Below are 25,591 nucleotides of genomic sequence, written 5' to 3'. Positions count from 1 at the left end.
TGTGCTTTTCAAGAAACTTTCTCTCAAAGCGGAGGTGCATTCTAGCGAGATAATTTGAAGAGTCAAACACTTTTTCAAACTTATTTTCTCAGAAGCTTTTCACCTCTCTAACACCGCTGAAGCCTTGTGGCGTCTGCCGTGTCAGTGGATGCGCATTATAGAGAGTCCCTCTGATAGCGCAAGCCCTTTTTCAAAAAAAATTGAAAAAACTCATCGTTCGTTGAAAATGTGTTCAAAACAACAAAAAAGAGGGCAAAAAGCCCTCTTTTATCTATCTATTTAATTCAGTTTTAAATAAATGCGTACGCGTCAGCAAACATGCGGTTGCTATTTGCGCCTTTGTTCTGGGTAAATTGTTCACGAGCCGCACCCGCCATTTCAAAACGTCCAGCAATGTAGATGTCATATTCTGCAAGAGAATCAAAATCGTCACTAACGGCTTGAAGTACGTTTCCGACTTTGCCTTGCCATTCAGAAGTCGCTTCTTCTACTACTGGAATAAAGTGCACGTTGCTGAACTGTGTTGCGATACCATCCAGTTCATCCTTAGCATATAGCTGGCGTTCATCTCGGCCACCCCAATAAAGATAGATCTCATTAGTTTTATTTTGAGCAACACAGTGGTCCAATATCGAACGCACATAACTAAAGCCTGTACCACCAGCAATCAAAAGTAGAGGACGCTCGCTCTCTTCTTTAACCCACGCCTCGCCATGAGGTGCATCAATACTGATGTCACCATCATTTTCTAATGCGTTTTGCATCGCTTCCACAACTTCAAGAGCATACGCGTTATGCTCTGCTGCACCAATGTGAAGCTCAAGCTCACCTTCATGACGACAAGGACTGCTTGCAATAGAGAATGGACGTTTATCTTTTTCTCCCATCACAACCATTAGATACTGGCCAGCCTTAAAGCTGACTGGTGTCTTTGGATGCAACAGAATTCGATGGGTATTACAAGCTAACGGCTCAATAGACTTTACTTTACATTGGATGGTCATTTTATTCCTCTTACTTACTCCTCAAAAGTAAGTACCAAATTACTTTCTGCGAAGGCCTGACAAGCAAACACCCAGCCTTGTTGCTGCTCTTTCTCTGTGAGCATTGGCTCAAGCTGGTAATTGACTCGACCTTCTATTTTCCGACACAGACACGCTGCGCATGCTCCCACTTGGCAGCGGTTTGGGAAGCTGATGTGATTGTTGAGCGCAGCTTCCAATACCGTTTCCCCTTCCTGCACATAGAATTGTATATTCTGCGGCTTCAAGGTCACCAAATGGCTCATAATATTCCCAGCTTACTCCATTTTGCATCGACCTGCGCAACTAACTGAGAATCTTTCTTGATTGGGACGCCCCACTCTCGCTGGACTTCTCCCTCAAACTTGTTGGTCGCATCCAAACCCAATTTGGAACTACGACCTTCTTTTGCTTCTATCTGCACTGTGTCACGATTTGGATCCATTCTCGTGGTAATCGCCCAAATTATGTCATTCCAATCGTGCACATTGACGTCATCATCGCAGAGAATAACAAACTTAGCATCTGTATACTGCTTTAGAAACTCCCACACACCATTGAGCACCGCTTTCGATTGCATGGCGTGGTTTTTCTTCATCGACAGCACCATAAAGCGATCGGCACCAGCAGATTTTGGCAAAGCGATATCGACAATTTCCGGAAATGCCTGACGAAGTTGACGTAACTGTTCATCTGTAATTGCTGTTTGGCTTGCGGATGCTAACTCTGGGTCAGAGGCCTTCTCGGCATCCCATTTAATCGTTGCATCTAAGCCCATCTTAGAGCCAAGCCCTACAACTGGTGAGGCGAAGTCGAGAGAATCAATAGGCGTGTTGTCAATCATTAAGGTATCGCGAACAGGTTCCATATGCTCACACATGGCCTTCACGACATCATCCCAACTGCGCGCATTGACACTTTCATCACACACCACAACAAACTTGGTGTACATGAACTGGCGAAGGAAAGACCATACCCCCATCATGACTCGCTTAGCATGCCCTGGGTATTGCTTTTTCATCGTCACCACCGCCATTCGGTACGAACAGCCTTCAGGCGGTAGGTAGAAATCTTCAATCTCGGGAAACTGCTTTTGCAGGATAGGGACAAACACTTCGTTTAACGCCACACCCAATACTGCTGGTTCATCTGGCGGACGCCCCGTATAGGTACTGTGATAGATCGGGTCCTTACGCATCGTAATATGCGTAATGGTAAACACGTGGTGTTTCTCTTTTTCGTTGTAATACCCTGTATGATCACCATAAGGGCCTTCGTCTGCATACTCGTTCGGGTCAATGTAGCCCTCAAGCACGATCTCAGCGCTGGCAGGTACTTCAAGATCATTACTAACAGATTTGACAACTTCTGTTTTGCTGCCTCTAAGCAAACCCGCAAACGCATACTCAGATAACGTATCAGGCACAGGGGTGACTGCACCCAAAATAGTGGCTGGGTCAGCACCAAAGGCAACCGACACTGGAAATGGCTCTCCCGGATGGGTTTCGATCCAGTCACGCAGATCAAGTGCACCACCACGGTGTGCTAACCAACGCATGATTATTTTGTTGTTGCTAATTTTCTGCTGACGGTAAATTCCAAGGTTCTGACGCTTTTTATGTGGCCCTCTAGTCACGGTTAGTCCCCAAGTAAGCAGAGGAGCAACGTCATCTTGCCAACAACTCATCACAGGAATTTTATCGAGGTCGACATCGTCACCTTGCCAAACAATCTCCTGACACGGCGCTTTACGTAGTCTTTTGACAGGCATATTCAGGACTTGTCTAAAAACAGGAAGTTTCTCTAACGCATCCTTAAAACCACGTGGAGGTTCTGGCTCTTTGAGATAAGCCAACAATTTACCCACTTCACGCAGATCTTTGACATCCTCGCGCCCCATACCTATCGCAACTCGCTCGGGAGTACCAAATAAGTTGGTGAGTACAGGCACATCGTAGCCGATAGGGTTTTCAAACAACAACGCTGGACCACCGGCACGCAAAGTACGGTCACTAATTTCTGTCATTTCATAATGTGGGTCGACAGGCTCAGAGATGCGTTTAAGCTTCCCTTCCTGCTCAAGGTGAGCGATAAAGTCGCGTAAATCCTTAAAAATCATTGGTCTTCTGTGACTGATTAAAGTGCAAGCAGTATAACAAAAAGAGGGATCTTACGATCCCTCTTTTCTATAAGGTTATTTTTATTGTGATAAAACGTTCAAAATCGCTCCACTACGGACTGTTTGATTATGGTTAGCTAGCTCTTTTAACCATGACGAATAGCCCTGATTCGCAAGCTCTGTCGCGACCATCGAGGCTTCACCTCGAACTGCCATTCGGTCTATCAAAAAGGCCTTTACCTTATCCTTCATTGGCTTGATACGAGTCAGCTCTTTGATAGCTTGTTCCTTAAGGCTCGGATTATGAGCAGCAAGCATGATCTGATTGACTGAGAATTCATCGCCCACTGTCGCCAAACGGCTAAGTTCAGACTGGCTTTGAAAATCGGCACGCATCAACCAAAGCAGTTTATAGACGTCAGGGTTTTCACTCACCTGAGCTAAACGCACCATAACCTGTGATGAGGGTAGCCAACTGGTCACAGCTGTTCCGGTGAGTTGAAGCACTAAATTTTGCACGGCCTCCGGCGACAAACTATCCAACTCACGAACCAGTAATGCTTCACGCGCTTGGATTTGATAATCGCTACCCGACAGCCACTGTTTTAGTTCCAGCTCGCCACGTTCTGCACTCAACACAAATTCTAGTGTCGATTGATCCTGTTGCCATTGTTTAAGTAAACGACTGGCGATAGCTGGATAGTTAAAGGCAGGAATGGAAAACTCATACCCATCGCCTCTCTCCAACACTTGATAGGTCGGCACCATAGCTTTTTGTTTTTCAACGAACAAAGCCATTTTAGGCGTCAAGATGACATCTTGGTCTTCAATTTTTTTTAACAGTAGGAAACGCGCCACTTCTTGTTGAGGAAGCGACAGTCTTTCGAGGGCGAAATTGAGTGAGTCGATATTATTTTCGACAGCATGTTGGAGCAGTTCTGCAACTTTCAGATTAATCTGTTGATCCTGAAGTAACAGCTCGACTTGTTCTGACTGCATTTCCTTCGCAGCAACCGTTGGTGCTCCAATCAATAATGACGTGCATAGGAGAACCGACGACAACATTCCTTGTTGCATGTTAACCTCCTCTTAACATTCTTGGCCATTGTGGGGCCAATCAGATAAGAATGCAAACAAAAACGCCACCGACAATGTCGATGGCGTTTGAGGTCACAAATTTTTACTGACGACGCATGGCGTCAAAAAACTCATCGTTAGTCTTGGTCATGGCGAGCTTGTCGATCAAGAACTCCATCGCGTCGATTTCACCCATTGGATGAACAATCTTGCGCAGAATCCACATCTTCTGAAGCTCTTCATTCTTAGTCAGAAGTTCTTCACGACGAGTACCTGAACGGTTGAAGTCAATGGCAGGGAAAACACGTTTCTCAGCTATCTTACGGTTCAGGTGAATTTCCATGTTACCTGTACCTTTAAACTCTTCGTAGATAACTTCGTCCATCTTAGAACCAGTATCAACAAGAGCCGTCGCGAGAATTGTCAGACTACCGCCTTCTTCTACGTTACGTGCAGCACCGAAGAAGCGCTTAGGACGGTGTAATGCGTTAGCATCGACACCACCAGTCAGGACTTTACCTGATGATGGAACAACTGTGTTGTATGCACGAGCTAGACGAGTGATAGAATCAAGCAGGATTACTACGTCTTTCTTGTGTTCAACAAGACGTTTTGCTTTCTCGATAACCATCTCAGCAACTTGTACGTGGCGAGATGCAGGCTCATCAAACGTAGATGCAACCACTTCACCTTTAACTAGGCGTTGCATCTCGGTTACTTCTTCTGGACGCTCATCGATAAGAAGCACCATTAGCTCACACTCAGGGTGGTTGTAAGCAATGCTTTGAGCAATGTTCTGTAGCAGCATTGTTTTACCCGCTTTTGGCGGAGCAACAATCAGACCACGCTGACCTTTACCAATTGGTGAAGCCAGGTCAAGAACACGTGCAGTAATATCTTCAGTCGAACCGTTACCACGCTCCATCACCATACGCTCGTTTGCGTGCAGTGGCGTCAAGTTTTCAAATAGAATCTTGTTACGCGCGTTGTCTGGCTTGTCATCGTTAACTGTATTGACTTTTAACAGAGCAAAATAACGTTCGCCATCTTTTGGTGGACGAATCTTACCAGCAATAGAGTCGCCTGTACGAAGGTTGAATCGGCGGATCTGACTTGGAGATACATAGATGTCATCTGGGCCTGCCAAGTAAGAGCTGTCTGCACTGCGCAAGAAGCCAAAACCGTCTTGAAGTATTTCCAGAACCCCGTCGCCAAAAATGTCTTCGCCGCTTTTCGCATGCGCTTTAAGGATAGCGAAGATAATGTCTTGCTTTCTTAGACGAGCTAGGTTTTCAAGGCCCAAGCTTTCGCCAAGTTTGACAAGATCAGACACTGGTCTGTTCTTCAGTTCTGTTAGATTCATGGTGGTGGATACTTTTTTAGTCAAAATAGGATCTGTTATTTAGTTAAGATGAATTTTGGTCACAGGATCGACCAAGAAGAGAAACTTGTTTATTTAACGTGCGATAAATTAGCACTAAATACTAGCCTAGTCTAGATTTTGTTAGTCTTCAAAAACAAAACCGTGCATTTTGTTAAATGCACGGCCTTATCTGAACAACTGAATTATAGGTTAGCGTCCAAAAACTCTTTCAACTGAGTTTTAGACAGCGCACCTACTTTCGTCGCTGCAACACTACCATTTTTGAAAAGTAATAGTGTTGGGATACCACGAATACCAAATTTAGGTGGAGTACCTGCATTTTGGTCGATATTCAGTTTACCGATAGTGAGTTTGCCTTCGTACTCTTCGGCGATCTCGTCCAGAATAGGAGCAATCATCTTACAAGGACCACACCATTCTGCCCAAAAATCAACAAGAACCGGGCTTGCAGCGTTGAGTACGTCGGCTTCAAAACCGTCATCAGTTAGCTGCAAAATCTTATCACTCATCTTCCACTCCAATGTGTTTTTTCGGAACTGGTTGGATGATAACCAGTATTTAGATGCCCTATTGGAATGTATTTACTTTCGTATTGCAAGCTTAAGCTGATATTCTATAGCCATGAAAAAGACGCATATCACAGAGCAAAAGTTCGCCGATTTGGGTTTACACCCCCAAGTTGTTGAAGGTTTGGAGAAAAAAGGGTTCGAGTTTTGTACCCCAATTCAAGCCTTGGCGTTGCCGGTACTGCTCACCGGCCAAGACATTGCAGGTCAGGCACAAACAGGGACAGGAAAAACCCTGGCTTTTCTGACTGCTACTTTTAACCACCTGCTGAATACACCAGAGCACGAAGGTCGCAAGCCGACTCAACCACGTGCGATTATCATGGCACCGACTCGTGAACTGGCAATTCAGATTTACAATGACGCTGAACCTCTAATTGCAGAAACCGGTATTAAAGCCGCACTAGCATATGGTGGCGAGAGCTACGACAAGCAACTTGCTAAGTTAGAGCAAGGTGTAGACGTGCTGATCGGTACCACAGGTCGTATTATCGACTTCTACAAGCAGAAGGTATTTAACCTTAACCACATCCAAGCGGTTGTGCTTGATGAAGCTGATCGTATGTTCGATCTTGGTTTCATTAAAGACATTCGTTTTCTATTCCGTCGAATGCCTGAACCCAAAGATCGTTTGAACATGTTGTTCTCTGCTACGCTTTCTTATCGCGTTCAAGAACTGGCGTTTGAACACATGCATAATCCAAAGCACGTTGAGTCGGAACCAGAAACCAAAACTGGCCACCGTATTCAAGAAGAGCTGTTTTACCCATCTAACGAACACAAGATGTCACTTCTACAAACTCTTATTGAAGAAGAATGGCCAGAACGCGCGATCATCTTTGCCAATACCAAACACAAGTGTGAATCCGTATGGGGTCACCTAGCGGCTGATGGGCATCGTGTAGGTCTATTGACGGGCGATGTACCGCAGAAGAAGCGCGAACGCATCTTGGAACAGTTCACAAAAGGTGAAGTTGACCTGCTAGTGGCAACAGACGTAGCGGCTCGTGGCCTTCACATCCCTCAAGTGACTCACGTATTTAACTTTGACCTACCTGACGATTGCGAAGATTACGTACACCGCATCGGTCGTACGGGTCGTGCAGGGGCAAGTGGCCATTCAATCAGCTTTGCGTGTGAAGACTACGCTATTAACTTACCGCCGATTGAAGAGTACATTGAGCACACCATTCCTGTTTCAGACTACGACCCAAGTGCGCTGATCGAAGATTTACCAGCACCACTACGTATGCGTTCTAATCGTCCGCAACAACGTCGTACCAACACGGGTGGTTCACGCTCAGGCAACCGTCGTAACAACAACCGCTCTCGTCAACGTCACCAAAAGGATTCTTAAGTCGTCTATGAGCCAAGCAGTTTCTTCCCCGCTCTACGCTGCCATCGACCTCGGGTCGAACAGTTTTCATATGCTCGTTGTGCGTCACATTGATGGCAGCGTTCAGACTATGGCAAAAATTAAACGTAAGGTTCGTCTTGCCGCAGGGTTAGACGACAATAACGCTTTAAGCCAGGAAGCCATGCAACGCGGATGGGACTGCTTGAGTCTATTTGCAGAGCGACTTCAAGATATACCAACGCAGAATATCCGCATTGTGGGCACGGCAACACTGCGCACCGCCACCAATGTGGATATCTTTCTTGATAAAGCAAACCAGATTCTTGGTCACAAGATTGAAGTGATCTGTGGCGAAGAAGAAGCGGCCACTATTTATAAAGGGGTGGCACACACATCTGGCGGTAGCGGTCGTCGTTTGGTGGTCGATATTGGCGGTGCCAGTACCGAACTTATTATCGGTGAAGGTTTTGAAGCCAAGGCACTGACCAGCCTGAAAATGGGCTGTGTTACTTGGCTGGAGCGCCACTTTAAAGACCGCCAGCTCACCGTAACCAACTTTAACAATGCAATTGAAGCGTCTAAAGAAACGCTGAGACCTATCCTTGAGCAATACACTAAAATTGGCTGGGATGTGTGTGTCGGTGCTTCTGGTACAGTTCAGGCTTTGCAGGAAATTATGCTAGCGCAAGGTATGGACGAAGTCATTACTCACGCCAAACTCAAGCGTCTGCAAAAACAAGCTATGCTGGCGGATCATTTGGAAGAGCTGGAGATAGAAGGGCTCACGCTAGAACGCGCACTGGTCTTCCCAAGCGGTCTTTCGATTCTCATCGCTATCTTTGAATTACTGGAAATTGATTCAATGACATTGGCTGGCGGCGCACTGCGCGAAGGCTTAGTGTATGAAATGGTCGATGAACTCAAGCAAGACGATATTCGTGCTCGCACAATTGCCAGTGTTCAAACCCGCTACCAAATTGATACGGTTTACGGTCAACAAGTCGCAACCTTAGCCAGTAAACTGCTTGAGCAATGTGAAGCCGAGTGGATTGCAGAAGCTCAGGGCAGCGTTCTGCTAGAGACAGCGGCGAAGCTGCATGAAATCGGTCTAACGATTGACTTCAAGAAAGGCGGTGAGCACAGTGCGTACTTATTGCAAAACTTGGATCTACCCGGTTACACCCGAGCACAAAAGCACTTCCTTGGTGAAGTATCACGTCGTTATCGCGAACAACTCACTTCTCTGCCAGAGCAACATGCGCTGTCAGGTAACAGTGCCAAACGCGTATTACGTTTGCTGCGTCTCGCGGTTTTACTGACCCATCGTCGCAATCCGGATTTGGAGCCCAATATCGCACTTCAATCTCAAGGCGATAAGCTCACCCTAACGGTTGCAGAACAGTGGCTGAAAGCCAACCCTCTAACTGCGGCGGAGTTAGAAATAGAAGCCAACCGTCAAAGTGACATTGGCTGGCCTTTGAGCATCATTGCCAACTAACTAACGAACAAATAAAAAGCCCGACAAGGTCACTTGTCGGGCTTTTTTGTTTTCGAAAGGCGAACCTTATTTGGCGCCAATCACTTTAAAGTCAGGATTAACAGCTGTGAGTTTCTTCACCAAGTAATTCAGCAGCACACCATACATAGGTACAAATAGGCCTAAGCTGATCACCAGTTTGAATCCATAATCCACCAGCGCGATTTCGGTCCAGTGCTCAGCCATAAATGGATCAGGGCTTTGGTAGAATGCAATGGCAAAGAAAGCGATAGTATCCAGCGCGTTACCAAACAGAGTGGAACACGTTGGGGCAACCCACCACTGCTTCATCTGGCGCAGGCGATTAAACACATGCACATCTAGGATTTGCCCTAGTAGATAAGCCATAAAGCTCGCAATCGCAATACGCGCAACAAACAAATTAAACTCACCTAAGTGTGAGAAACCCTGAAATTGCCCTTCAAAAAACAATACCGATAAGCCATAGGACACTGCCAGCGCTGGTAGCATCACCCAGAAAATGATCTTACGCGCAAGTTGGGCACCAAAAATTCGTACTGTCAGATCAGTTGCCAAAAAGATAAACGGAAACGTGAAGGCGCCCCACGTGGTGTGGAAACCAAAGATAGTAAATGGAAGCTGAACCAGATAATTACTCGATGCAATAATGATCAAGTGAAATAGAACTAATAACAAAAGGGCTTTGCGCTGCTGCGCAGGGGTAAAGTTACTCATGCGATACCTTTTTAGTTTGGTTTGGGGGTGAGGGAACCCAAAGCGAATCTGTTCCAGCCACGGAAAGACTCTTACCAACAATGTAAAACGAAAATAAAACTCGATATTGAGATGACTATCGCTTCATCAAAATAGCGCTGTGCCATTAAACCAAGTGAAGCTTTAAACATGACCAATATCGCGGCCGGCGATTATACATTAACCGATATAAGTGGCAATAGATGTGCTTAATGCAATCGGTTCGCCTAACTAGAATCCGCGTTGAAATAGGCCCGCGAGGTAATCCAACTCTTCTCTGCTCTCTGTTATGGCCAGAGCCTCCAACCAAACACTCTCACTATAATGTTCCGATTTGAGAAACAACTGACATCCTTCAAAATCAATCAACCATGAATGCATGTCGGCGTCCCATTGCTTTTCAATCACAGACGCAGAGAGGAGTTTTATCAGCTTATCAGCCAGCTGAGGAAAACTATCAAAATCAAAACGCGGAGATCGCATAATGATACGCCCTTCTTGCGCTTGATACTCAAGCAAACCAAATTCCGTTTGCTGCACTGAATCAACCATGATGAGTAATGTGCTCCTGGATTAAATCTAAGAATGGATCGGCATATTTGTCTAACTTACGCTGCCCTACCCCATTGACCGCTAGCATTTCACCATAAGAAGTGGGCAAAATTTCTGCCATATCAATCAAGGTGGCATCGCTGAACACCACGTATGGTGGTAAACCATCTTCATCGGCAATCGCTTTGCGAAGCTTACGCAACTTAGCAAATAGCTTTTTATCGTAGTTCTTACTGGTAAGTTTATCGGACTTAGCGGCTCTCGCGGCAGTATCAAGACGAGGCACGGCTAATTCAAGAGCAGTATCACCACGTAATAGCGGACGCGCTTCTTCCGTAAGCTGTAAGGTTGAGTTGCGAGTAATATTCTGGAACAACATGCCTTTATGAATCAACTGACGGAAAATACTCACCCAGTAGTCGTGGCTATTCTCACGTCCTATACCATAAGTGGTGAGCTTGTCGTGACCATTTTCGCGTACGCGGATGTTCTGCATACCACGCAAGACTTCAACCACATAACCCATACCAAAGCTCTGATTAACCCGGTAGACACAAGACAGCGCTTTACGTGCCTGTTCAGTGGCATCAAAATGCTTGGGCGGGTCCAAACAGATGTCGCAGTTGCCACAAGGCTGCTCACGATACTCACCAAAGTAATTTAGTAACACTTGACGACGGCACGTCTGTGCTTCAGCAAAAGCACTCATCGCATTGAGCTTATGCGCTTCCACTTGCTTTTGTGGCCCATCGTCTTTTTCATCCAACATGCGCCTCAACCAGCTGATATCTGCTGGGTCATATAGCATCATCGCTTCTGCTGGCAAACCATCCCGACCTGCTCGACCAGTTTCCTGATAGTAGGATTCAATGTTGCGTGGAATATCAAAATGGACCACAAAGCGTACGTTGGGTTTGTTGATCCCCATACCAAACGCCACCGTGGCGACCACAATTTGGATATCATCACGCTGAAACGCTTCTTGCACATAAGCGCGCTCGTCTGCCTCTAAGCCTGCATGGTAACTGGCGGCACGAATATGGTTGTTGCACAGTTTTTCCGTCACCATTTCAACTTTCTTACGGCTACCACAATAGATGATGCCGCAGTTGCCTTTCTGAGTGTCGAGAAAACGGATCACCTGAGAAATCGGTTTGTGTTTTTCAACTAAGGTATAACGGATGTTGGGGCGGTCGAAACTACTCAAGTGGATATGAGGCTCGTTCAATTGCAGACGATGCATGATGTCATTGCGCGTCGCATCATCGGCCGTTGCCGTCAGCGCCATAAAAGGCACATGAGGAAAGTGTTGTTTGATCTGGCCAAGCGACGCGTATTCAGGTCTAAAATCATGTCCCCACTGAGAAATACAGTGTGCTTCGTCAACGGCGATCATAGACAGCGACAGACTTTCAAGGCGTTCGATAAAGTCGCGCATCAACACGCGTTCGGGTGACACATACACCAGTTTAAGTTGGCCTGACTGCATCCGCTGATAGACCGAGAACAACTCATCGCGGGGCATGGAAGAGTTGACACACTCCGCCGCAACACCATTGGCTTTGAGCTGATCGACCTGATCTTTCATCAGTGATATCAGAGGAGAAATCACCAATGTTAAACCGTCACGCACCAAGGCCGGAACCTGATAGCAGAGTGATTTACCGCCACCCGTAGGCATGATGACCAAACTATCCTGACCGCTGACAGCCGCTTCAATGACCTCTTGCTGACCATCTCGAAATGACTGATAACCAAACACATCCTCCAGTACGCTTTGTGGAGTTGGTGACGGTTCAGATTGTTCAGCAAGCAGTGTCGCGGTCATTGATATCTCGATTGAGCAAAGAATGGGGAATGCAAAGGCCACATTGTAGTAGTGTTCGGATGTGAATAAAACCGCAAATTGCTAGGTGATTAACTGACTCATTCGTATACTGGATGCTTCCTTTTGCAGACAATCATCCTTTGAGTAAACGTCAATGACACCAGAAGAACAGCAAAGAGCACGGCAAGGCATCCTTCTCGCCATCGGTGCCTACACCATGTGGGGCATTGCACCGATCTATTTTAAATCCATCAGTGAAGTGTCACCGTTTGAAATTCTCAGTCATCGAGTGGTGTGGTCTTTTGCTCTGTTGGCAGTATTACTACATATAGGCCGTCGCTGGCGTGGCGTGCGAGATGTCATTCGCTCCAAAACCAAAGTGCTGTTTCTGGTTTCGACTTCACTACTCGTAGGAGTCAACTGGCTGATTTTTATCTGGGCGGTCAATGCCAATCACATGCTGGATGCCAGTCTCGGTTACTACATCAACCCACTAATTAATGTGCTACTCGGCATGTTGTTCTTAGGTGAGCGGCTACGTAAATTGCAGTGGTTTGCCGTTGCACTTGCAGCTTGCGGTGTGATGGTTCAGTTGATCGCTTTTGGCTCTGTGCCTATCGTCGCGATCGCGCTTGCACTAACGTTTGGTTTTTACGGGCTATTACGTAAGAAAGTCAGCCTCGATGCTCAAACAGGCCTATTTATTGAAACACTGGTTATGCTGCCAGCCGCAGCGGTGTATCTATTGTGGATTGCCGACTCCCCGACTTCCGACTTTGCAGCGAACCCTATGACCCTGAACCTGCTGCTGATCTCCGCAGGCGTCATCACTACTTTACCTTTGTTGTGTTTCACTGGCGCAGCCACTCGTCTTAAGCTCTCAACCCTAGGCTTTTTTCAGTATATTGGCCCAAGCTTAATGTTCCTACTGGCGGTTTTAGTGTATGGCGAAACCTTTACCACAGACAAAGCCATCACCTTTGCCTTCATTTGGGGGGCTTTAGTGATCTTTAGCTTTGATGGTCTGAAGACCAGCAAGCGTTCGCGTAGAGCGGCAACAGAAAAGTGATCGTTTTTTACAAGACAAATCACTGACCCACATATAAGCTTGATGAAATAATCATCAAGCTTTTTTCGTTGTATGGATAAGGTCAATTACCACAGTACTGAGACAAAAGAGATAGGTCTGATTGAAGCGAATTATCGGTCATTCGCTTTTTCACGCCACTATCATCTTGATTTTCATATTGGCCTTATCACGGGTGGACAGCAAAAGTTCCACTATAAAGGCTCAAACCATCATGTGGGGAAAGGGCAATTAGTCATCATGCCCCCTGATGAGCTGCATGACGGTCAATCCATCTTGGAGTCCGGTTATCAAACCCGGGTATTTTCGCTTGACCCTGCGTGGTTTAGCGAACTTGCTCAGCTCAAGCAACAGAGTGCTCTACTTCACTTCAAGCAACTGATCATTTCCGATCAGAAAGTGTTTCAGCCTCTCTCACAACTTCACCAATTGCTTACACGCAATAACCTCAGCCAACTGGCAAAAGATTGTCTGCCTTATGAGGGGTTTGAACGTTTGTTTAGCCATTACGGCCGTTTAGAACAAAAGCGCGCCATCCCCTTAGGTAACCAATCTATAGCAACGTTGAAAGAGTACCTATTGGACAATCTCGATCAGCCAATGAGACTAGAACAACTGTCACAGTTGTGTGAATTGAGCCCTACCCAGTTTCAACGCCATTTCAAAGCCAAAGTCGGATTAACCCCCTATGCTTGGTTGAGCCGCCTGCGCATGGAGCAAGGAATGAAGCTGCTCAAATCGGGAGTGAGCGGCACAGAAGTCGCCCATCAAGTGGGTTTTTATGATCAGGCTCATTTCAGCAAGGCGTTTAAGTCCACTTACGGCGTTAACCCTTCTCAAATCAGTTAGTGTCAGTTTTTTACAATCTTTCAAACGCAATCCATAGCACACTGAAGCCATCTAAAACAATCAACCAAATCAGATGAACGAAATCACCATTCTCACCACCTTAGCTGTAGTTCACTTTGTCGCTTTAATGAGCCCAGGACCGGATTTTGCGCTGGTGGTACAAAACGCAACACGCTATGGTCGCCAGACGGGCTTATACATTGCGCTTGGCTTATCATTTGGCATTCTTCTGCACTCGGTACTGAGCTTAACGGGCGTTAGCTACCTTGTTCATCAGCAACCGATGTTGTTTGCTGTGCTGCAGCTCGCTGGTGGCAGCTACTTGTTCTACCTGGGTTACGGCGCACTCAGGGCTAGCTGGTCAACACTCCGCAATAACCATCACATTGACGAGCGCCCCGCACAAGCCAGCTTATTACTAAGCAACAAACGTCAGGCTTTGTCACGCGGATTTGCCACTAACATACTCAATCCAAAGGCTTTGGTGTTTTTTGTCAGCCTGATGTCGAGTTTGGTGCCTGCCAGCATGTCGTTAACCGGTAAAGGGTTAGCGCTGGTTATTCTCTGGAGTCTGTCGTTATTCTGGTTCTCGTTTCTTGCTTGGGCACTGTCCACGCAGCGCATGCAACGAAAAATTCATTCTCTAGCCGTATACATAGATGGCCTTTGTGGCGTGCTATTCACTGTTATCGGAGTGAGCATTTTATTGCAATCCTTGTCTGCCCTACTCTCTAGTGTCTAAAATTTGATTCGAGCTTACATTTTCATAACAAACTCTTAGACTCACGGTCACTCCGCTGTCACTCTTGTCGCTGCATAAATAACAAGGAGAACAAGATGCAGTGGAAACGTACTTTCCTAACGACGTGCCTATTACTAACGTCCGTTGGTGCAGCCGCAAATCAGGCCGCCGATTCAGTTGCCCCAGAACACAGTAGTGGCTTAGAACAAAAGCAACTGGTTAAGGCCAAAGACTGGATGGTCACCGCCGCTAACCCGCTAGCAACACAAGCAGGTGCTGATATCCTCAAACAAGGCGGTAACGCTATCGATGCTATGGTCACCACTCAGCTCATGCTTGGCCTAGTGGAGCCACAGTCCTCTGGTATTGGTGGCGGTGCTTTTTTAGTGTATTGGGATGCAAAAAAGCAGCAATTGACCACTTATGATGGCCGTGAAACTGCACCTCTAGCAGCAACACCTCGCCTTTTCCAAGATAAGAATGGCGAACCGATGCAATTTTACGACGCTGTGGTAGGTGGCCGCTCTGTCGGTACACCAGGCACCGTGAAACTGATGTGGGATACTCACCAGAAATACGGCAAACTTGAATGGAAAACGCTGATTGAACCTGTAGTTAAGGTCGCTAAAAACGGTTTTACCATTAGCCCTCGCTTAGCCACCTTGATTGAGAAAGATGCAGAACGCCTATCGCGTTTCCCAGCAACCAAAGCCTATTTCTTTAATCGTGATGGCTCTGCCAAACAACAAGGTACATTACTGAAGAACCCTGAATACGCGGCCACACTCGAAGCAATCGCGAAAGCGGGTGCCGACGCCTTTTATCAGGGCAAAATTGCAAGCGATATCATCAAAACCGTCCAATCGGCCGCTGGCAACCCAGGCGTACTAGCGCAAGCTGATTTCGATGCTTACCAAATCAAACAGCGTCAGCCTGTCTGCTCCGCGTCTCAAAGCTTCGACATCTGTGGAATGGGGCCACCTGGCTCTGGAGCTCTTACCGTGGGTCAAATTTTGACAATGACAGAGCAGTTTGATCTTAAAAACTGGGGTCCTGATAACGCCAAATCTTGGCAAGTCATCGCCGACGCTTCACGCTTAGCCTTTGCCGACCGCGGCATGTATATGGCCGATGAAGATTTTGTCCCTATGCCGACTCAAGGTTTACTCAATTCAGACTACCTCAAACAGCGTGCAAAACTCATTACACCGGGGAAAGCACTGGAGTCAGCATCTGCAGGTACACCGCCTTGGAGTTACGCTCAGCGTCAAAGCCGTGATGAATCGATTGAGCTGCCATCGACCAGCCACTTCAATGTGGTAGATAAAGAAGGCAATGTGGTGTCGATCACCACCACGATTGAAAACGCGTTTGGCTCACGTTTGATGACCAATGGGTTCCTGCTAAACAATGAGTTGACCGACTTTTCTTTCCGAACCCACAGAGACGGGCATCCTATTGCAAACCGTTTAGAGCCGGGTAAGCGTCCTCGCTCTTCAATGGCGCCGACCATCATCATGCAAGACGGCAAACCTTACATGGCGATCGGATCTCCGGGTGGCAGCCGCATTATTGGCTATGTCGCTCAAGCCATCATTGCTCACACTCAGTGGGATATGGATATTCAGCAAGCGATCAACCAACCACACTTACTGAATCGCTTCGGTACATTAGATATTGAGCAAGGAACGGAGGCAGAAAACCTCAAGTCAGAACTAGAGAAAATGGGTTTCGAAGTGAATATTCGTGACTTGAATTCTGGCCTACACGCAATTCTATTCAAGAATAATGAATTAGAAGGCGCAGCAGACCCAAGACGCGAAGGTGCGGCTATCGGTCAATAGCGTCGATCTGCTCACCAGCTTGTGCGAGATCTCTTACAGGCTGGTGAGCAAAAATAGCTTTTTTAGTGAGAAGATTACAACTTATTACACGTATGTCATTGTAATAAAAGACAATGATCTATTTTTAACCAGACACTCATTCAACAAATCTAATTCTATGCTGTTGATGAAAGCCGTCAGAAACGTAATATTGAACCTGTCGGAAGGATGCTGACACGGAACAGGAATTACCAAGGATTTGGTCATCTTCAGGAAGAAGATACGGTTGCTCAGGATGAACAATCGGCAAGGACAGCGAATAGGACATTGAACGGACTCATTAGTAACTAGGATGGTTACTACTAAGGATGGGAAATGGACACCTCGGGATGAGGAAAGGACTTATCATCAGGATGATGACAAGGACACCGCTTAAGGAACAAGTGAAGTGAGCTAACTAGGATAGTTAGTGGACCAGGATAGGGTCAAGGACACCGCTAGGATGGCGATGAATGGACGACGCTGAAGGACATCAGCATACTATCAAGGATTTGATGCATGGAGCACTTATAGTAGCCGGATTGCTGCGAGTAAGACTATAACCCCGATGGGCGCAAGCCCTCGGGGTTTTTCTTTATCTTTTTCTCTTCATATTTGAACTTTAGACTGCGTTGTCTGCTTTCACTCGCCCCATCACATAGGTTCCCTACGCTCAGGGGGCTCGTTCAATTGCCGCCTTGTCTACAAACCCAGCTATTTTGAGAAAATAAACTTAGCAGTTATAACGTTTCTAGTTTAGCGTAAGCGGTCACTAACCATTTGATACCTTCGCCATTAAAAGCAACCTGAACGCGACTTTGCGGACCACTGCCTTCAAAGTTGATGATCGTCCCTTCACCAAACTTAGGGTGCATAACGCGAGAACCAAGACTAAAACCTGTCTCGTTAAAATTCTCTTTGACCACTGTCTGGCTAAAGCGGCCCGAGCTTGCCGGACGGCTGACCTGCGCTTTCATTCGCACTTCATCTAAGCAGCCTTCTGGCAGTTCACGGATAAAGCGCGAAGGTTTGTGGTATTTGTCCTGACCGTACAAGCGACGCATCTCAGCATAGGTGATGTAGAGTTTTTCCATCGCCCGGGTCATCCCCACGTAGCACAGTCGACGTTCCTCTTCCAAGCGCCCAGCCTCTTCAGCGGACATCTGGCTTGGGAACATACCTTCTTCGACACCAACCATAAACACCAATGGGAACTCCAGACCTTTTGCACTGTGCAAGGTCATCAGTTGCACCGCATCTTCGAACTCGTCGGCCTGACCTTCACCCGCCTCCAGCGCTGCATGGGTCAGGAATGCCGTGAGCAACGTCATCTCTTCCGCTTCTTCCGGCTTTTCGAATTGGCGCGTGGCGGTGACCAACTCTTCCAAGTTCTCTATTCGCGCCTTGGATTTCTCGCCTTTTTCCTGTTCGTACATGGCAAATAAGCCGGAGTATTTGATCACATGGTCCGTCTGCTCATGCAGAGACATTTCACAGGTATCATCTTCCAGCGCGCTGACCAGCTCAACGAAACGGCTTAACGCTCCCGCCGCTCGACCAGCCAAAACCTGCTCATCCAGCAGAGCAACACTCGCTTGCCACATGGTGCAACCACGATCCCGCGCTGCAAAACGAATCGTCTCTAGGGTTTTGTCTCCAAGCCCGCGGGTTGGTGTATTCACTACCCGCTCAAACGCCGCATCATCATTGCGATTTGCCATCAATCGTAGATAGCTCAGTGCATCTTTGATTTCCTGACGCTCGAAAAATCGCATACCACCATAAATGCGATAGGGTAAGCCAGCCTGAATTAACGCTTCTTCCAGTACCCGAGACTGAGCGTTGTTACGATAAAGCATGGCCGCATCATTCAATGCACCACCTTTTTCCTGCCATTCCTTAATTTTGTTGACAGCAAAACGGGCTTCATCCAACTCATTGTAAGCAGAGTAAACAGAGATCGGCTCACCTTCGACGCCATCAGTCCATAACTCTTTCCCCATACGCTCTGTATTATTAGCAATTAGAGTGTTGGAGGCTTCGAGGATGGTTTTAGTAGAGCGGTAGTTTTGCTCCAGACGAATGGTGTTGACGCTTGGGAACTCGCGCGTGAACTTCTCAATATTTTCAATCTTAGCGCCACGCCAGCCGTATATAGACTGGTCATCATCCCCAACAATCATCACGTGTGACTCTGGGCCGGCCATCATTCGCAGCCAAGCGTATTGAATGTTGTTGGTATCTTGGAACTCATCCACCAAAATATGTTTAAAGCGTGCCTGGTAGTGCTCACGCACAAACTTGTTATCCCGCAACAACTCATGAGTACGCAGAAGAATTTCGGCGAAATCGACCAAACCAGCACGGTCACACGCTTCCTGATAAGCCGTATAGAGTTGCAGATAGGTTTTGGTCACAGGATCATGGTAAGCATCAATATGACTTGGACGCAGACCTTCGTCTTTTTTGCCGTTAATCCACCAGCTTACCTGACGGGCTGGCCACTGCTTCTCATCCAGATTTTGCGCTTTAATGAGACGACGCAACAATCTCTGTTGGTCATCCGTATCAATGATCTGAAAGTCTTCCGGTAATTTCGCATCAATATAATGGGCACGTAGGATACGATGGCAGATACCGTGAAACGTGCCATTCCACATTCCTGACGCACTACCCATCATCAACTCTTCAATACGGCCCCGCATTTCCGAAGCGGCTTTATTGGTAAACGTCACCGACATAATGGAAAAAGGAGACGCCTGCTCCACCGACATCAGCCACGCGATACGGTGCACCAGCACCCGGGTTTTACCACTCCCTGCGCCCGCTAGGACAAGTAAATTTTCAAGTGGAGCGGCAACGGCTTCACGCTGCTTATCGTTAAGGCCGTCAAGAAGTAATGAAGGATCCATTATGAGCTCAGCTACTGGTTATCTATACATGAAAATCGATTATAACCTAAACACCCTATCTATTTCAGAAGAAAAAACACAAATTTTTCATGTTGTATTTTCATTAAAAAACATAACCTTAAATAAACAAAACCAATAACAAAGCGATTTTTTATTGGTTTTCTGAAAGTTTATTGAGGCTTTTCCTATCCTTTTAATTAAGCAAGTTGATGAATTAGCTTGTGAAAAATACCCAAGTGACCTTTGAATAAACGTTTTAACCGCAGATCACTTGGGTATTCACTAAGAAAGGAAAAGTCTGAGGAAATTACTATGAAAAAGTCTAATCTTGCTGTTACTGCTGCTGTTACTGGTCTACTCGCTTTAGGCGGCACAATGCTTACTGCGGCACCTGCTGTTGCTGCAGAAAAAGAGAAATGCTACGGCGTTTCAAAAGCAGGTAAAAACGATTGTGCAACCAAAACCAGTTCTTGTGCAGGTACTGCAAAAGAAGATAACCAGAAAGATGCCTTCGTAGTCGTTCCTAAAGGACTATGTGGCAAGCTCGTTGGCGGTAGCACTCAGTCTTCTTAATCGATTGGATGGGGCGACCTAGGCTCAACTCGGTCGCCTTTATTGTTTTTACCCACAAAGGAAGAGTTCGTGAATAAGGACAACTACCACAATCAGGTGGGTGTAGGACTGCGCTCTCCTCATATCGATTATTTCACTGACAATAAACCCGACTTATCTTGGTTGGAAATTCACAGTGAAAACTACTTTCAACCATACTCACCCGCGAGACAAAGCCTGCGCAAACTGAGGGATGACTACCAAATAAGCTGTCATGGCATTGGCTTATCGCTCGGCAGCGTTGACAAGGTTAACCAACACCATCTTAAACAACTCAAATCACTCATTGATGAGGTCAACCCATTTTTGGTCTCCGATCATCTCAGTTGGAGTGAAAATGGCGGCCACTATTTTAATGATCTGCTGCCGCTGCCTTATACAGAAGAAGCCTTAGCGGTGTTTTGCCGCAACGTCATCGACGTTCAGGATTATATTCAGCGGCCAATGTTGATAGAAAACCCATCGAGCTATGTGAAGTTTGCTCACTCTACGATTGCCGAATGGGAATTTCTGGCTGAAGTACAAAAGCGTACCGACTGCCGATTACTGCTTGATCTCAACAATATCCACGTTTCCGCCTTTAACCACGGTTTCGATAGTCAGACCTACATCAATGCGATTCCGGCCGATAAAGTCGATGAAATTCATTTGGCAGGCTTTACGATTAAGCAGTTGGAAAAAGGTCAAATCTGGATAGATACCCACAGTCAGCCTGTTTCTGATGAAGTGTGGACGCTATACGAACAATGGCTGGCTGCTCACGGCCCGCGCCATACGCTAATTGAATGGGATCTGGACATTCCCCAGCCCGAAGTGCTGTTGGCAGAATGCCACAAAGCCAGTGAGAGGCTGATTCAGTTCGACGCGTTGCAGGGGAGGAAGGCGTCATGACTCGATCCCTAGCAGAGTTACAAAAAAACTTCGCCAATGCCCTACACTATCAAGCGACGGGTGATGCCTGTGATATCTGTTCTGATACCTTCAGTGCCGACGAACGGATGCAAATTTACCGCAACAACTTTATCATCAGCTTAAGCGAAGTACTTCAGGCCACTTACCCTATGGTGCTGGCGCTGGTGGGTGAAGAGTGCTTTGAGCAAATGGCTCGTTCGCATGTCCTCAACCACCCTCTTCGCACTGGTGACGTGACTGACTATGGTGAACATTTCGCCACCACCATAGAAGCTTTTCCAGCAGTGGTTGAAGCGGCCCCTTATGCTGCGGATGTGGCACGTTTTGAATGGCAAATCGATGTCTCTCAACAACGTCAAGGTAGTGTCAAAACACCGGAAGATATTTGGCCGATTGCTCGCTTAGCGGAAGTAGCAGAGCAGCAGCAGCCTAACATCCATTTTTACCTTTCGCCCGGCACTTTACCTTTTCATTCACCCTACGCGGTGTATGCGCTGCGTCTGGCCATTGAGAACAATGATTTCGAACAGCTGACGCTCCATCAAGCCGAGTTCGGCGTGATCATCAGTCAACCCGACGGCCAATGTTGGACGATGTCACTCGGTCAGCTGCCTTTTGAACTGCTTCAGTATCTCAGCTCAGGTTGCACGCTAGGAGAAATCCCAGAAACCCACCTACCTTATCTGGGAGTGCTGCTGGAGAACCAGTTAATTTCTGGGTTTTCTCTCGCCCAATAAGAATAAGGATTGTTGCTATGTCTAACGCTATAAAAAACGTGATTGAGCGCTACGACGCCTTAGTCGATAAAGCCCAATGTGTGTTTGTGCCACTACTACTGCTGTTTTGTCGACTCTGGGTTGCTTGGGTCTTTTTTAATTCTGGCCTGACCAAAATTGCTTCTTGGGACAGCACCCTTTACCTGTTTGAATACGAATATCAGGTGCCGATTTTACCTTGGGAACTGGCAGCTTACCTAGGTACTGCCGCCGAGCTTATTCTGCCAGCTTTCTTAGCATTCGGCCTGTTGACCCGACCCATGGCGGCCATCTTGTTCGTGTTCAATATTATTGCTGTCGTTTCCTACCCGCTATTGTGGGAAAAAGGCTTTTACGACCACCAACTCTGGGGCTTGATGATTCTCAACGTCATCGTCTGGGGGCCCGGCTTGGTTTCTCTGGATAAGCTGATTAAGCGCAAGCTACAAGGGTAAAACCAATACCAAAACGCCCTCAATTGGAGGGCGTTTTTAGTTTCAAAGCTCAGTGCTTAAGCACGAATCCCAGAATGACGCAGCAAGGCATCGATTTGCGGCTCACGACCACGGAAGCGCTTGAACAGCTCCATTGGCTCTTCACTACCGCCCATTTCCAGAATGTTATTTAGGAAGCTCTTACCGGTGTCGGTATTAAAGATGCCTTCTTCTTCAAAACGAGAGAAGGCATCTGAAGAAAGCACTTCCGCCCACAGGTAGCTGTAATAACCTGCACTGTAACCACCAGCAAAGATATGGCTAAAGCTGTGCGAGAATCGGTTCCATTCCAGACTAGGCAAGACAGCGACCTTAGACTTCACATCCGCCAGTGTTTCCAGCACGCGAGGACCGGTTTCAGGGTCAAACTCCGTGTGCAGCGTGAAATCAAACAAACCAAACTCGAGCTGACGAAGAATAAACATCGCCGATTGGAAGTTCTTCGCCGCCAGCATCTTATCCAGCATCTCTTTTGGCAGTGGTTCGCCCGTTTCGAAGTGACCAGAGATAAACGCTAGCGCCTCTTCTTCCCAACACCAGTTCTCTAGGAACTGACTTGGCAACTCGACCGCATCCCACGGAACCCCGTTGATGCCTGAAACTGACCCAGTATCGACCTGAGTCAGCATGTGATGAATACCGTGGCCAAACTCATGGAATAGCGTCACGACTTCATTGTGAGTAAACAGCGCAGGCTTGTCGCCAACCGGTTTGTTAAAGTTACAGGTCAGATACGCCACCGGTGATTGCAGCTCACCTTGCGCATTGATACGGCGCACACGGCATTCGTCCATCCAAGCACCGCCGCGCTTGTGTTCACGCGCATACAGGTCAAGATAGAAGCTGCCACGAAGCTGATCGTTGGCATCAAAAATATCAAAGAATCGTACTGACTCATGCCAAACGTCAACGCCCTCTCGCTGTTTGACATTCATACCAAATACACGGTTTAAGACTTCAAACAAGCCACTGATCGCTCTTTGTTCTGGGAAGTAAGGACGTAGCTCTTCGTCAGAAATCTGGAACAAATGCTGCTTCTGCTTTTCACTGTAGTAAGCAATATCCCAAAGGTTGAGTTCTTCAACCCCAAACTCGCTCTTAGCAAACTGGCGTAACTCTTCAACTTCGCGCTCGCCTTGCGGCTTGGCTTTGTGGGCAAGGTCATTGAGGAAGCCCAACACTTGCGATGGGTTTTCTGCCATCTTAGTCGCCAGAGACTTCTCACTAAAGGTATTGAAACCCAGCATACGGGCGATTTCATAACGCAGCTTCAACTGTTCATTAATGATTTCACTGTTGTCCCATTCGCCCGCTTTCGGGCCACGGTCCGAGGCGCGAGTGACATAAGCTTCATAGAGTTCTTTACGTAATTCCTGATTGTCACAGTAAGTCATCACCGGAAGGTAAGATGGGATATCTAGCGTTAGCAGGTAACCATCCAGCTCTTTAGACTCAGCCGCCGCTTTGGCTGCTGCCAATGCAGACTCCGGCATACCTGCCAATTGTTTTTCATCTTCAACGTGTTTGGTCCAACCCATGGTCGCGTCCAACACATTGTTAGAAAACTTAGAACCCAACTCAGACATACGCTTACTGATCTCACCATAGCGGTGCTGCTCATCGGCAGGCAAACCGATGCCTGACAACTCGAAATCACGTAGCGAATCTGTGATGGTTTTCTGCTGTGCCTGAGTCAAGTCAGCAAATTCTTCACTGGCTTTCATCGCTTTATAGGCTTCAAATAAGCCTTTGTGCTGCCCTACCCAAGTACCGTATTCGGACAATAGAGGTAAGCAGCTTTCATACGCTTCACGCAATTCATCACTGTTCATCACTGAATTCATATGACTCACAGGTGACCAAAGGCGGCTGAGGCGATCATCCACTTCTTCAATTGGCGCAACAACGCTTTCCCAGCTTGGGTTACTGTTGCCTTCTAGTACCTGCTCGATTTTTGCTCGGCAGTCTGTAATCGCCTGTTCAACGGCTGGTTTCACGTGTTCAGGTTTGATATCAGAAAACGGGGGCAAATCGGTAAAGCTCAGAAGAGGATTAGACATAAAGCATTCCTTTTATTGGCAAAAAGCGAACTGACGGGTCCGTCTTTGTTATTTCTCGTTTGTCTTAAATAGTAAATATAGGTAGGTTCAGCAATTTTCAATAGTGGCGTATACTATCTGCTATTAAATTACCCGGTGTCGTCACCAGTTAGAGAGTGTCATTTTGTTAAGTTATCGCCACAGCTTCCACGCAGGTAACCATGCTGACGTGGTTAAGCATATTGTTCAAAGCCTTATCCTCAACGCGCTCAAGCAAAAAGATAAGCCATTTGTTTACCATGATACCCACTCGGGTGTGGGTCGCTATGACTTAACCCACGAATGGTCAGAAAAGACAGGTGAATACAAACAAGGTATCGCACGTGTCTGGCAACAAGCTGAGATCCCAGAAGAGATCCAAAGCTACCTCGCATCGATTCAGGCACTGAACAACGGTGACACACTGCGTTATTACCCAGGCTCGCCGCGTGTGGCTCGTGCGCATCTGCGACCACAGGACCGTATGGTCTTGACGGAGCTTCACCCAAGCGACTACCCATTGCTGGAACAAGAATTTCATCGTGACCGTCAAGTCAGCATTTATAAGGAAGACGGTTTCAAGCGTTTGAAGGCAAGCTTACCTCCACAGGAACGCCGTGGTCTGGTACTGATTGACCCGCCTTACGAACTGGCGAAGGAATACCGTGATGTCGTCCAAGCGATTTATCAGAGCCATAAACGCTGGGCCACGGGCATCTATGCAATCTGGTATCCGGTTGTTAATCGCTGCGACATTGAAGACATGATTGAAGGTCTGCAAAGCTTGGGTATCCGTAAGATCCTGCAAATTGAATTAGGTGTTGCGGCGGATAGCAATGAGCACGGGATGACCGCGTCAGGCATGATTGTGATTAATCCTCCGTGGAAATTGGAAAGCCAGATGAATGCTATTTTGCCTTTCCTCAAAGAAGCTATTGCGCCTGCAACCGGTCATATCAAAGTAGACTGGATAGTACCGGAGTAATAGCCGCTTGCGACGAGTACCGCGCAGGGCGAAGAAAAAGTTAAACAGGATAGATTGAGTTCAACCGATCTATCCTCCATATCAAAGACAATGAATTAAAACTCGCAGGGAGCTTGCGACTGGGCAACAGATGTCGCACAGCGCCTT

General features: G+C 47.0%; 22 protein-coding genes. 11 read left to right on the top strand and 11 right to left on the bottom strand.

Features of this window, described 5'->3' with window-relative positions; translation table 11 throughout:
- Window positions 1-290 precede the first annotated feature (290 nt).
- From fre to trxA, 6 genes are all read right to left on the bottom strand, one after another.
- On the bottom strand, window positions 291-1,004 hold the full coding sequence (fre, locus tag OH455_RS20755; RefSeq protein WP_269982672.1) for an NAD(P)H-flavin reductase: 714 nt from the start codon (window positions 1,002-1,004) through the stop codon (window positions 291-293).
- 14 nt (window positions 1,005-1,018) lie between these two features.
- Window positions 1,019-1,288, bottom strand: coding sequence for a 2Fe-2S iron-sulfur cluster-binding protein (locus OH455_RS20750; RefSeq protein ID WP_045977842.1), 270 nt, complete (start codon window positions 1,286-1,288; stop codon window positions 1,019-1,021).
- Entirely contained in the window at window positions 1,285-3,141 is a 1,857-nt protein-coding gene (gene ubiD, locus OH455_RS20745) for a 4-hydroxy-3-polyprenylbenzoate decarboxylase (RefSeq protein WP_269982671.1), read from the bottom strand. Before ubiD ends, OH455_RS20750 begins: the two co-directional genes overlap by 4 nt.
- Before the next feature lie 81 nt (window positions 3,142-3,222).
- Complete coding sequence (locus OH455_RS20740; protein ID WP_269982670.1) at window positions 3,223-4,218, bottom strand: hypothetical protein; 996 nt, start codon at window positions 4,216-4,218, stop codon at window positions 3,223-3,225.
- 103 nt (window positions 4,219-4,321) lie between these two features.
- A complete protein-coding gene (rho, locus tag OH455_RS20735; protein WP_004745495.1) occupies window positions 4,322-5,581 on the bottom strand; it encodes a transcription termination factor Rho in 1,260 nt (419 codons plus the stop codon).
- A gap of 203 nt (window positions 5,582-5,784) precedes the next feature.
- Window positions 5,785-6,111: a thioredoxin TrxA gene (gene trxA, locus OH455_RS20730; protein WP_045977845.1), complete on the bottom strand. Its 327-nt coding sequence runs from the start codon at window positions 6,109-6,111 to the stop codon at window positions 5,785-5,787.
- Between the two features lie 112 nt (window positions 6,112-6,223).
- On the opposite strand from trxA, the gene rhlB reads away from it, so the two are divergent.
- Entirely contained in the window at window positions 6,224-7,525 is a 1,302-nt protein-coding gene (rhlB, locus tag OH455_RS20725) for an ATP-dependent RNA helicase RhlB (RefSeq protein WP_269982669.1), read from the top strand.
- Between the two features lie 7 nt (window positions 7,526-7,532).
- Window positions 7,533-9,023, top strand: a complete 1,491-nt coding sequence (gppA, locus tag OH455_RS20720) for a guanosine-5'-triphosphate,3'-diphosphate diphosphatase (protein WP_269982668.1) — start codon at window positions 7,533-7,535, stop codon at window positions 9,021-9,023.
- A 66-nt stretch (window positions 9,024-9,089) separates the two neighbouring features.
- Here gppA and OH455_RS20715 read toward each other — a convergent pair whose 3' ends face one another.
- From OH455_RS20715 to recQ, 3 genes are all read right to left on the bottom strand, one after another.
- Window positions 9,090-9,758 (bottom strand): 7-cyano-7-deazaguanine/7-aminomethyl-7-deazaguanine transporter, encoded by a 669-nt coding sequence (locus OH455_RS20715; protein WP_045977848.1) that lies wholly within the window; start codon window positions 9,756-9,758, stop codon window positions 9,090-9,092.
- A gap of 249 nt (window positions 9,759-10,007) precedes the next feature.
- Entirely contained in the window at window positions 10,008-10,328 is a 321-nt protein-coding gene (locus OH455_RS20710) for a DUF3630 family protein (RefSeq protein WP_269982667.1), read from the bottom strand.
- Window positions 10,321-12,156: an ATP-dependent DNA helicase RecQ gene (recQ, locus tag OH455_RS20705; RefSeq protein ID WP_269982666.1), complete on the bottom strand. Its 1,836-nt coding sequence runs from the start codon at window positions 12,154-12,156 to the stop codon at window positions 10,321-10,323. The genes OH455_RS20710 and recQ overlap by 8 nt, the downstream gene beginning before the upstream one ends.
- 154 nt (window positions 12,157-12,310) lie before the next feature.
- On the opposite strand from recQ, the gene rarD reads away from it, so the two are divergent.
- The 4 genes from rarD to ggt all read left to right on the top strand — a co-directional run bounded on the left by rarD (window position 12,311) and on the right by ggt (window position 16,678).
- Window positions 12,311-13,225, top strand: a complete 915-nt coding sequence (gene rarD, locus OH455_RS20700; RefSeq protein WP_269982665.1) for an EamA family transporter RarD — start codon at window positions 12,311-12,313, stop codon at window positions 13,223-13,225.
- A 72-nt stretch (window positions 13,226-13,297) separates the two neighbouring features.
- Window positions 13,298-14,092 carry an AraC family transcriptional regulator gene (locus OH455_RS20695; protein ID WP_045977852.1) on the top strand — a complete coding sequence of 265 codons (795 nt, stop codon included), beginning with the start codon at window positions 13,298-13,300 and terminating at the stop codon, window positions 14,090-14,092.
- 73 nt (window positions 14,093-14,165) lie between these two features.
- Complete coding sequence (locus tag OH455_RS20690; RefSeq protein ID WP_045977853.1) at window positions 14,166-14,834, top strand: LysE family translocator; 669 nt, start codon at window positions 14,166-14,168, stop codon at window positions 14,832-14,834.
- Between the two features lie 95 nt (window positions 14,835-14,929).
- Window positions 14,930-16,678, top strand: coding sequence for a gamma-glutamyltransferase (ggt, locus tag OH455_RS20685; protein WP_269982664.1), 1,749 nt, complete (start codon window positions 14,930-14,932; stop codon window positions 16,676-16,678).
- A 758-nt stretch (window positions 16,679-17,436) separates the two neighbouring features.
- Here ggt and uvrD read toward each other — a convergent pair.
- A complete protein-coding gene (uvrD, locus tag OH455_RS20680) occupies window positions 17,437-19,611 on the bottom strand; it encodes a DNA helicase II (RefSeq protein WP_157634087.1) in 2,175 nt (724 codons plus the stop codon).
- A 309-nt stretch (window positions 19,612-19,920) separates the two neighbouring features.
- Between uvrD and OH455_RS20675 the strand changes: the two genes are divergently transcribed.
- The 4 genes from OH455_RS20675 (at window position 19,921) to OH455_RS20660 (ending at window position 22,342) form a co-directional block, all read left to right on the top strand.
- Complete coding sequence (locus tag OH455_RS20675) at window positions 19,921-20,181, top strand: BufA1 family periplasmic bufferin-type metallophore (RefSeq protein WP_045977856.1); 261 nt, start codon at window positions 19,921-19,923, stop codon at window positions 20,179-20,181.
- Between the two features lie 69 nt (window positions 20,182-20,250).
- Window positions 20,251-21,111, top strand: a complete 861-nt coding sequence (bufB, locus tag OH455_RS20670; RefSeq protein WP_269982663.1) for an MNIO family bufferin maturase — start codon at window positions 20,251-20,253, stop codon at window positions 21,109-21,111.
- A complete protein-coding gene (locus OH455_RS20665; protein ID WP_269982662.1) occupies window positions 21,108-21,869 on the top strand; it encodes an HvfC/BufC N-terminal domain-containing protein in 762 nt (253 codons plus the stop codon). Before bufB ends, OH455_RS20665 begins: the two co-directional genes overlap by 4 nt.
- Window positions 21,870-21,886: 17 nt before the next feature.
- Window positions 21,887-22,342, top strand: coding sequence for a DoxX family protein (locus OH455_RS20660; protein WP_045977859.1), 456 nt, complete (start codon window positions 21,887-21,889; stop codon window positions 22,340-22,342).
- Between the two features lie 56 nt (window positions 22,343-22,398).
- Here the strand turns inward: OH455_RS20660 and prlC are convergent, their stop codons facing one another.
- Complete coding sequence (gene prlC / locus OH455_RS20655) at window positions 22,399-24,441, bottom strand: oligopeptidase A (RefSeq protein WP_269982661.1); 2,043 nt, start codon at window positions 24,439-24,441, stop codon at window positions 22,399-22,401.
- 163 nt (window positions 24,442-24,604) lie between these two features.
- On the opposite strand from prlC, the gene OH455_RS20650 reads away from it, so the two are divergent.
- Complete coding sequence (locus OH455_RS20650) at window positions 24,605-25,444, top strand: 23S rRNA (adenine(2030)-N(6))-methyltransferase RlmJ (protein WP_206371075.1); 840 nt, start codon at window positions 24,605-24,607, stop codon at window positions 25,442-25,444.
- Window positions 25,445-25,591 lie beyond the last annotated feature (147 nt).

The organism is Vibrio sp. T11.5, from assembly GCF_027587155.1.
Lineage (GTDB): Bacteria > Pseudomonadota > Gammaproteobacteria > Enterobacterales > Vibrionaceae > Vibrio > Vibrio neptunius.
Note: the sequence above shows the minus strand (reverse complement) of the source record. Positions and strands in the feature narration are given on the sequence as shown.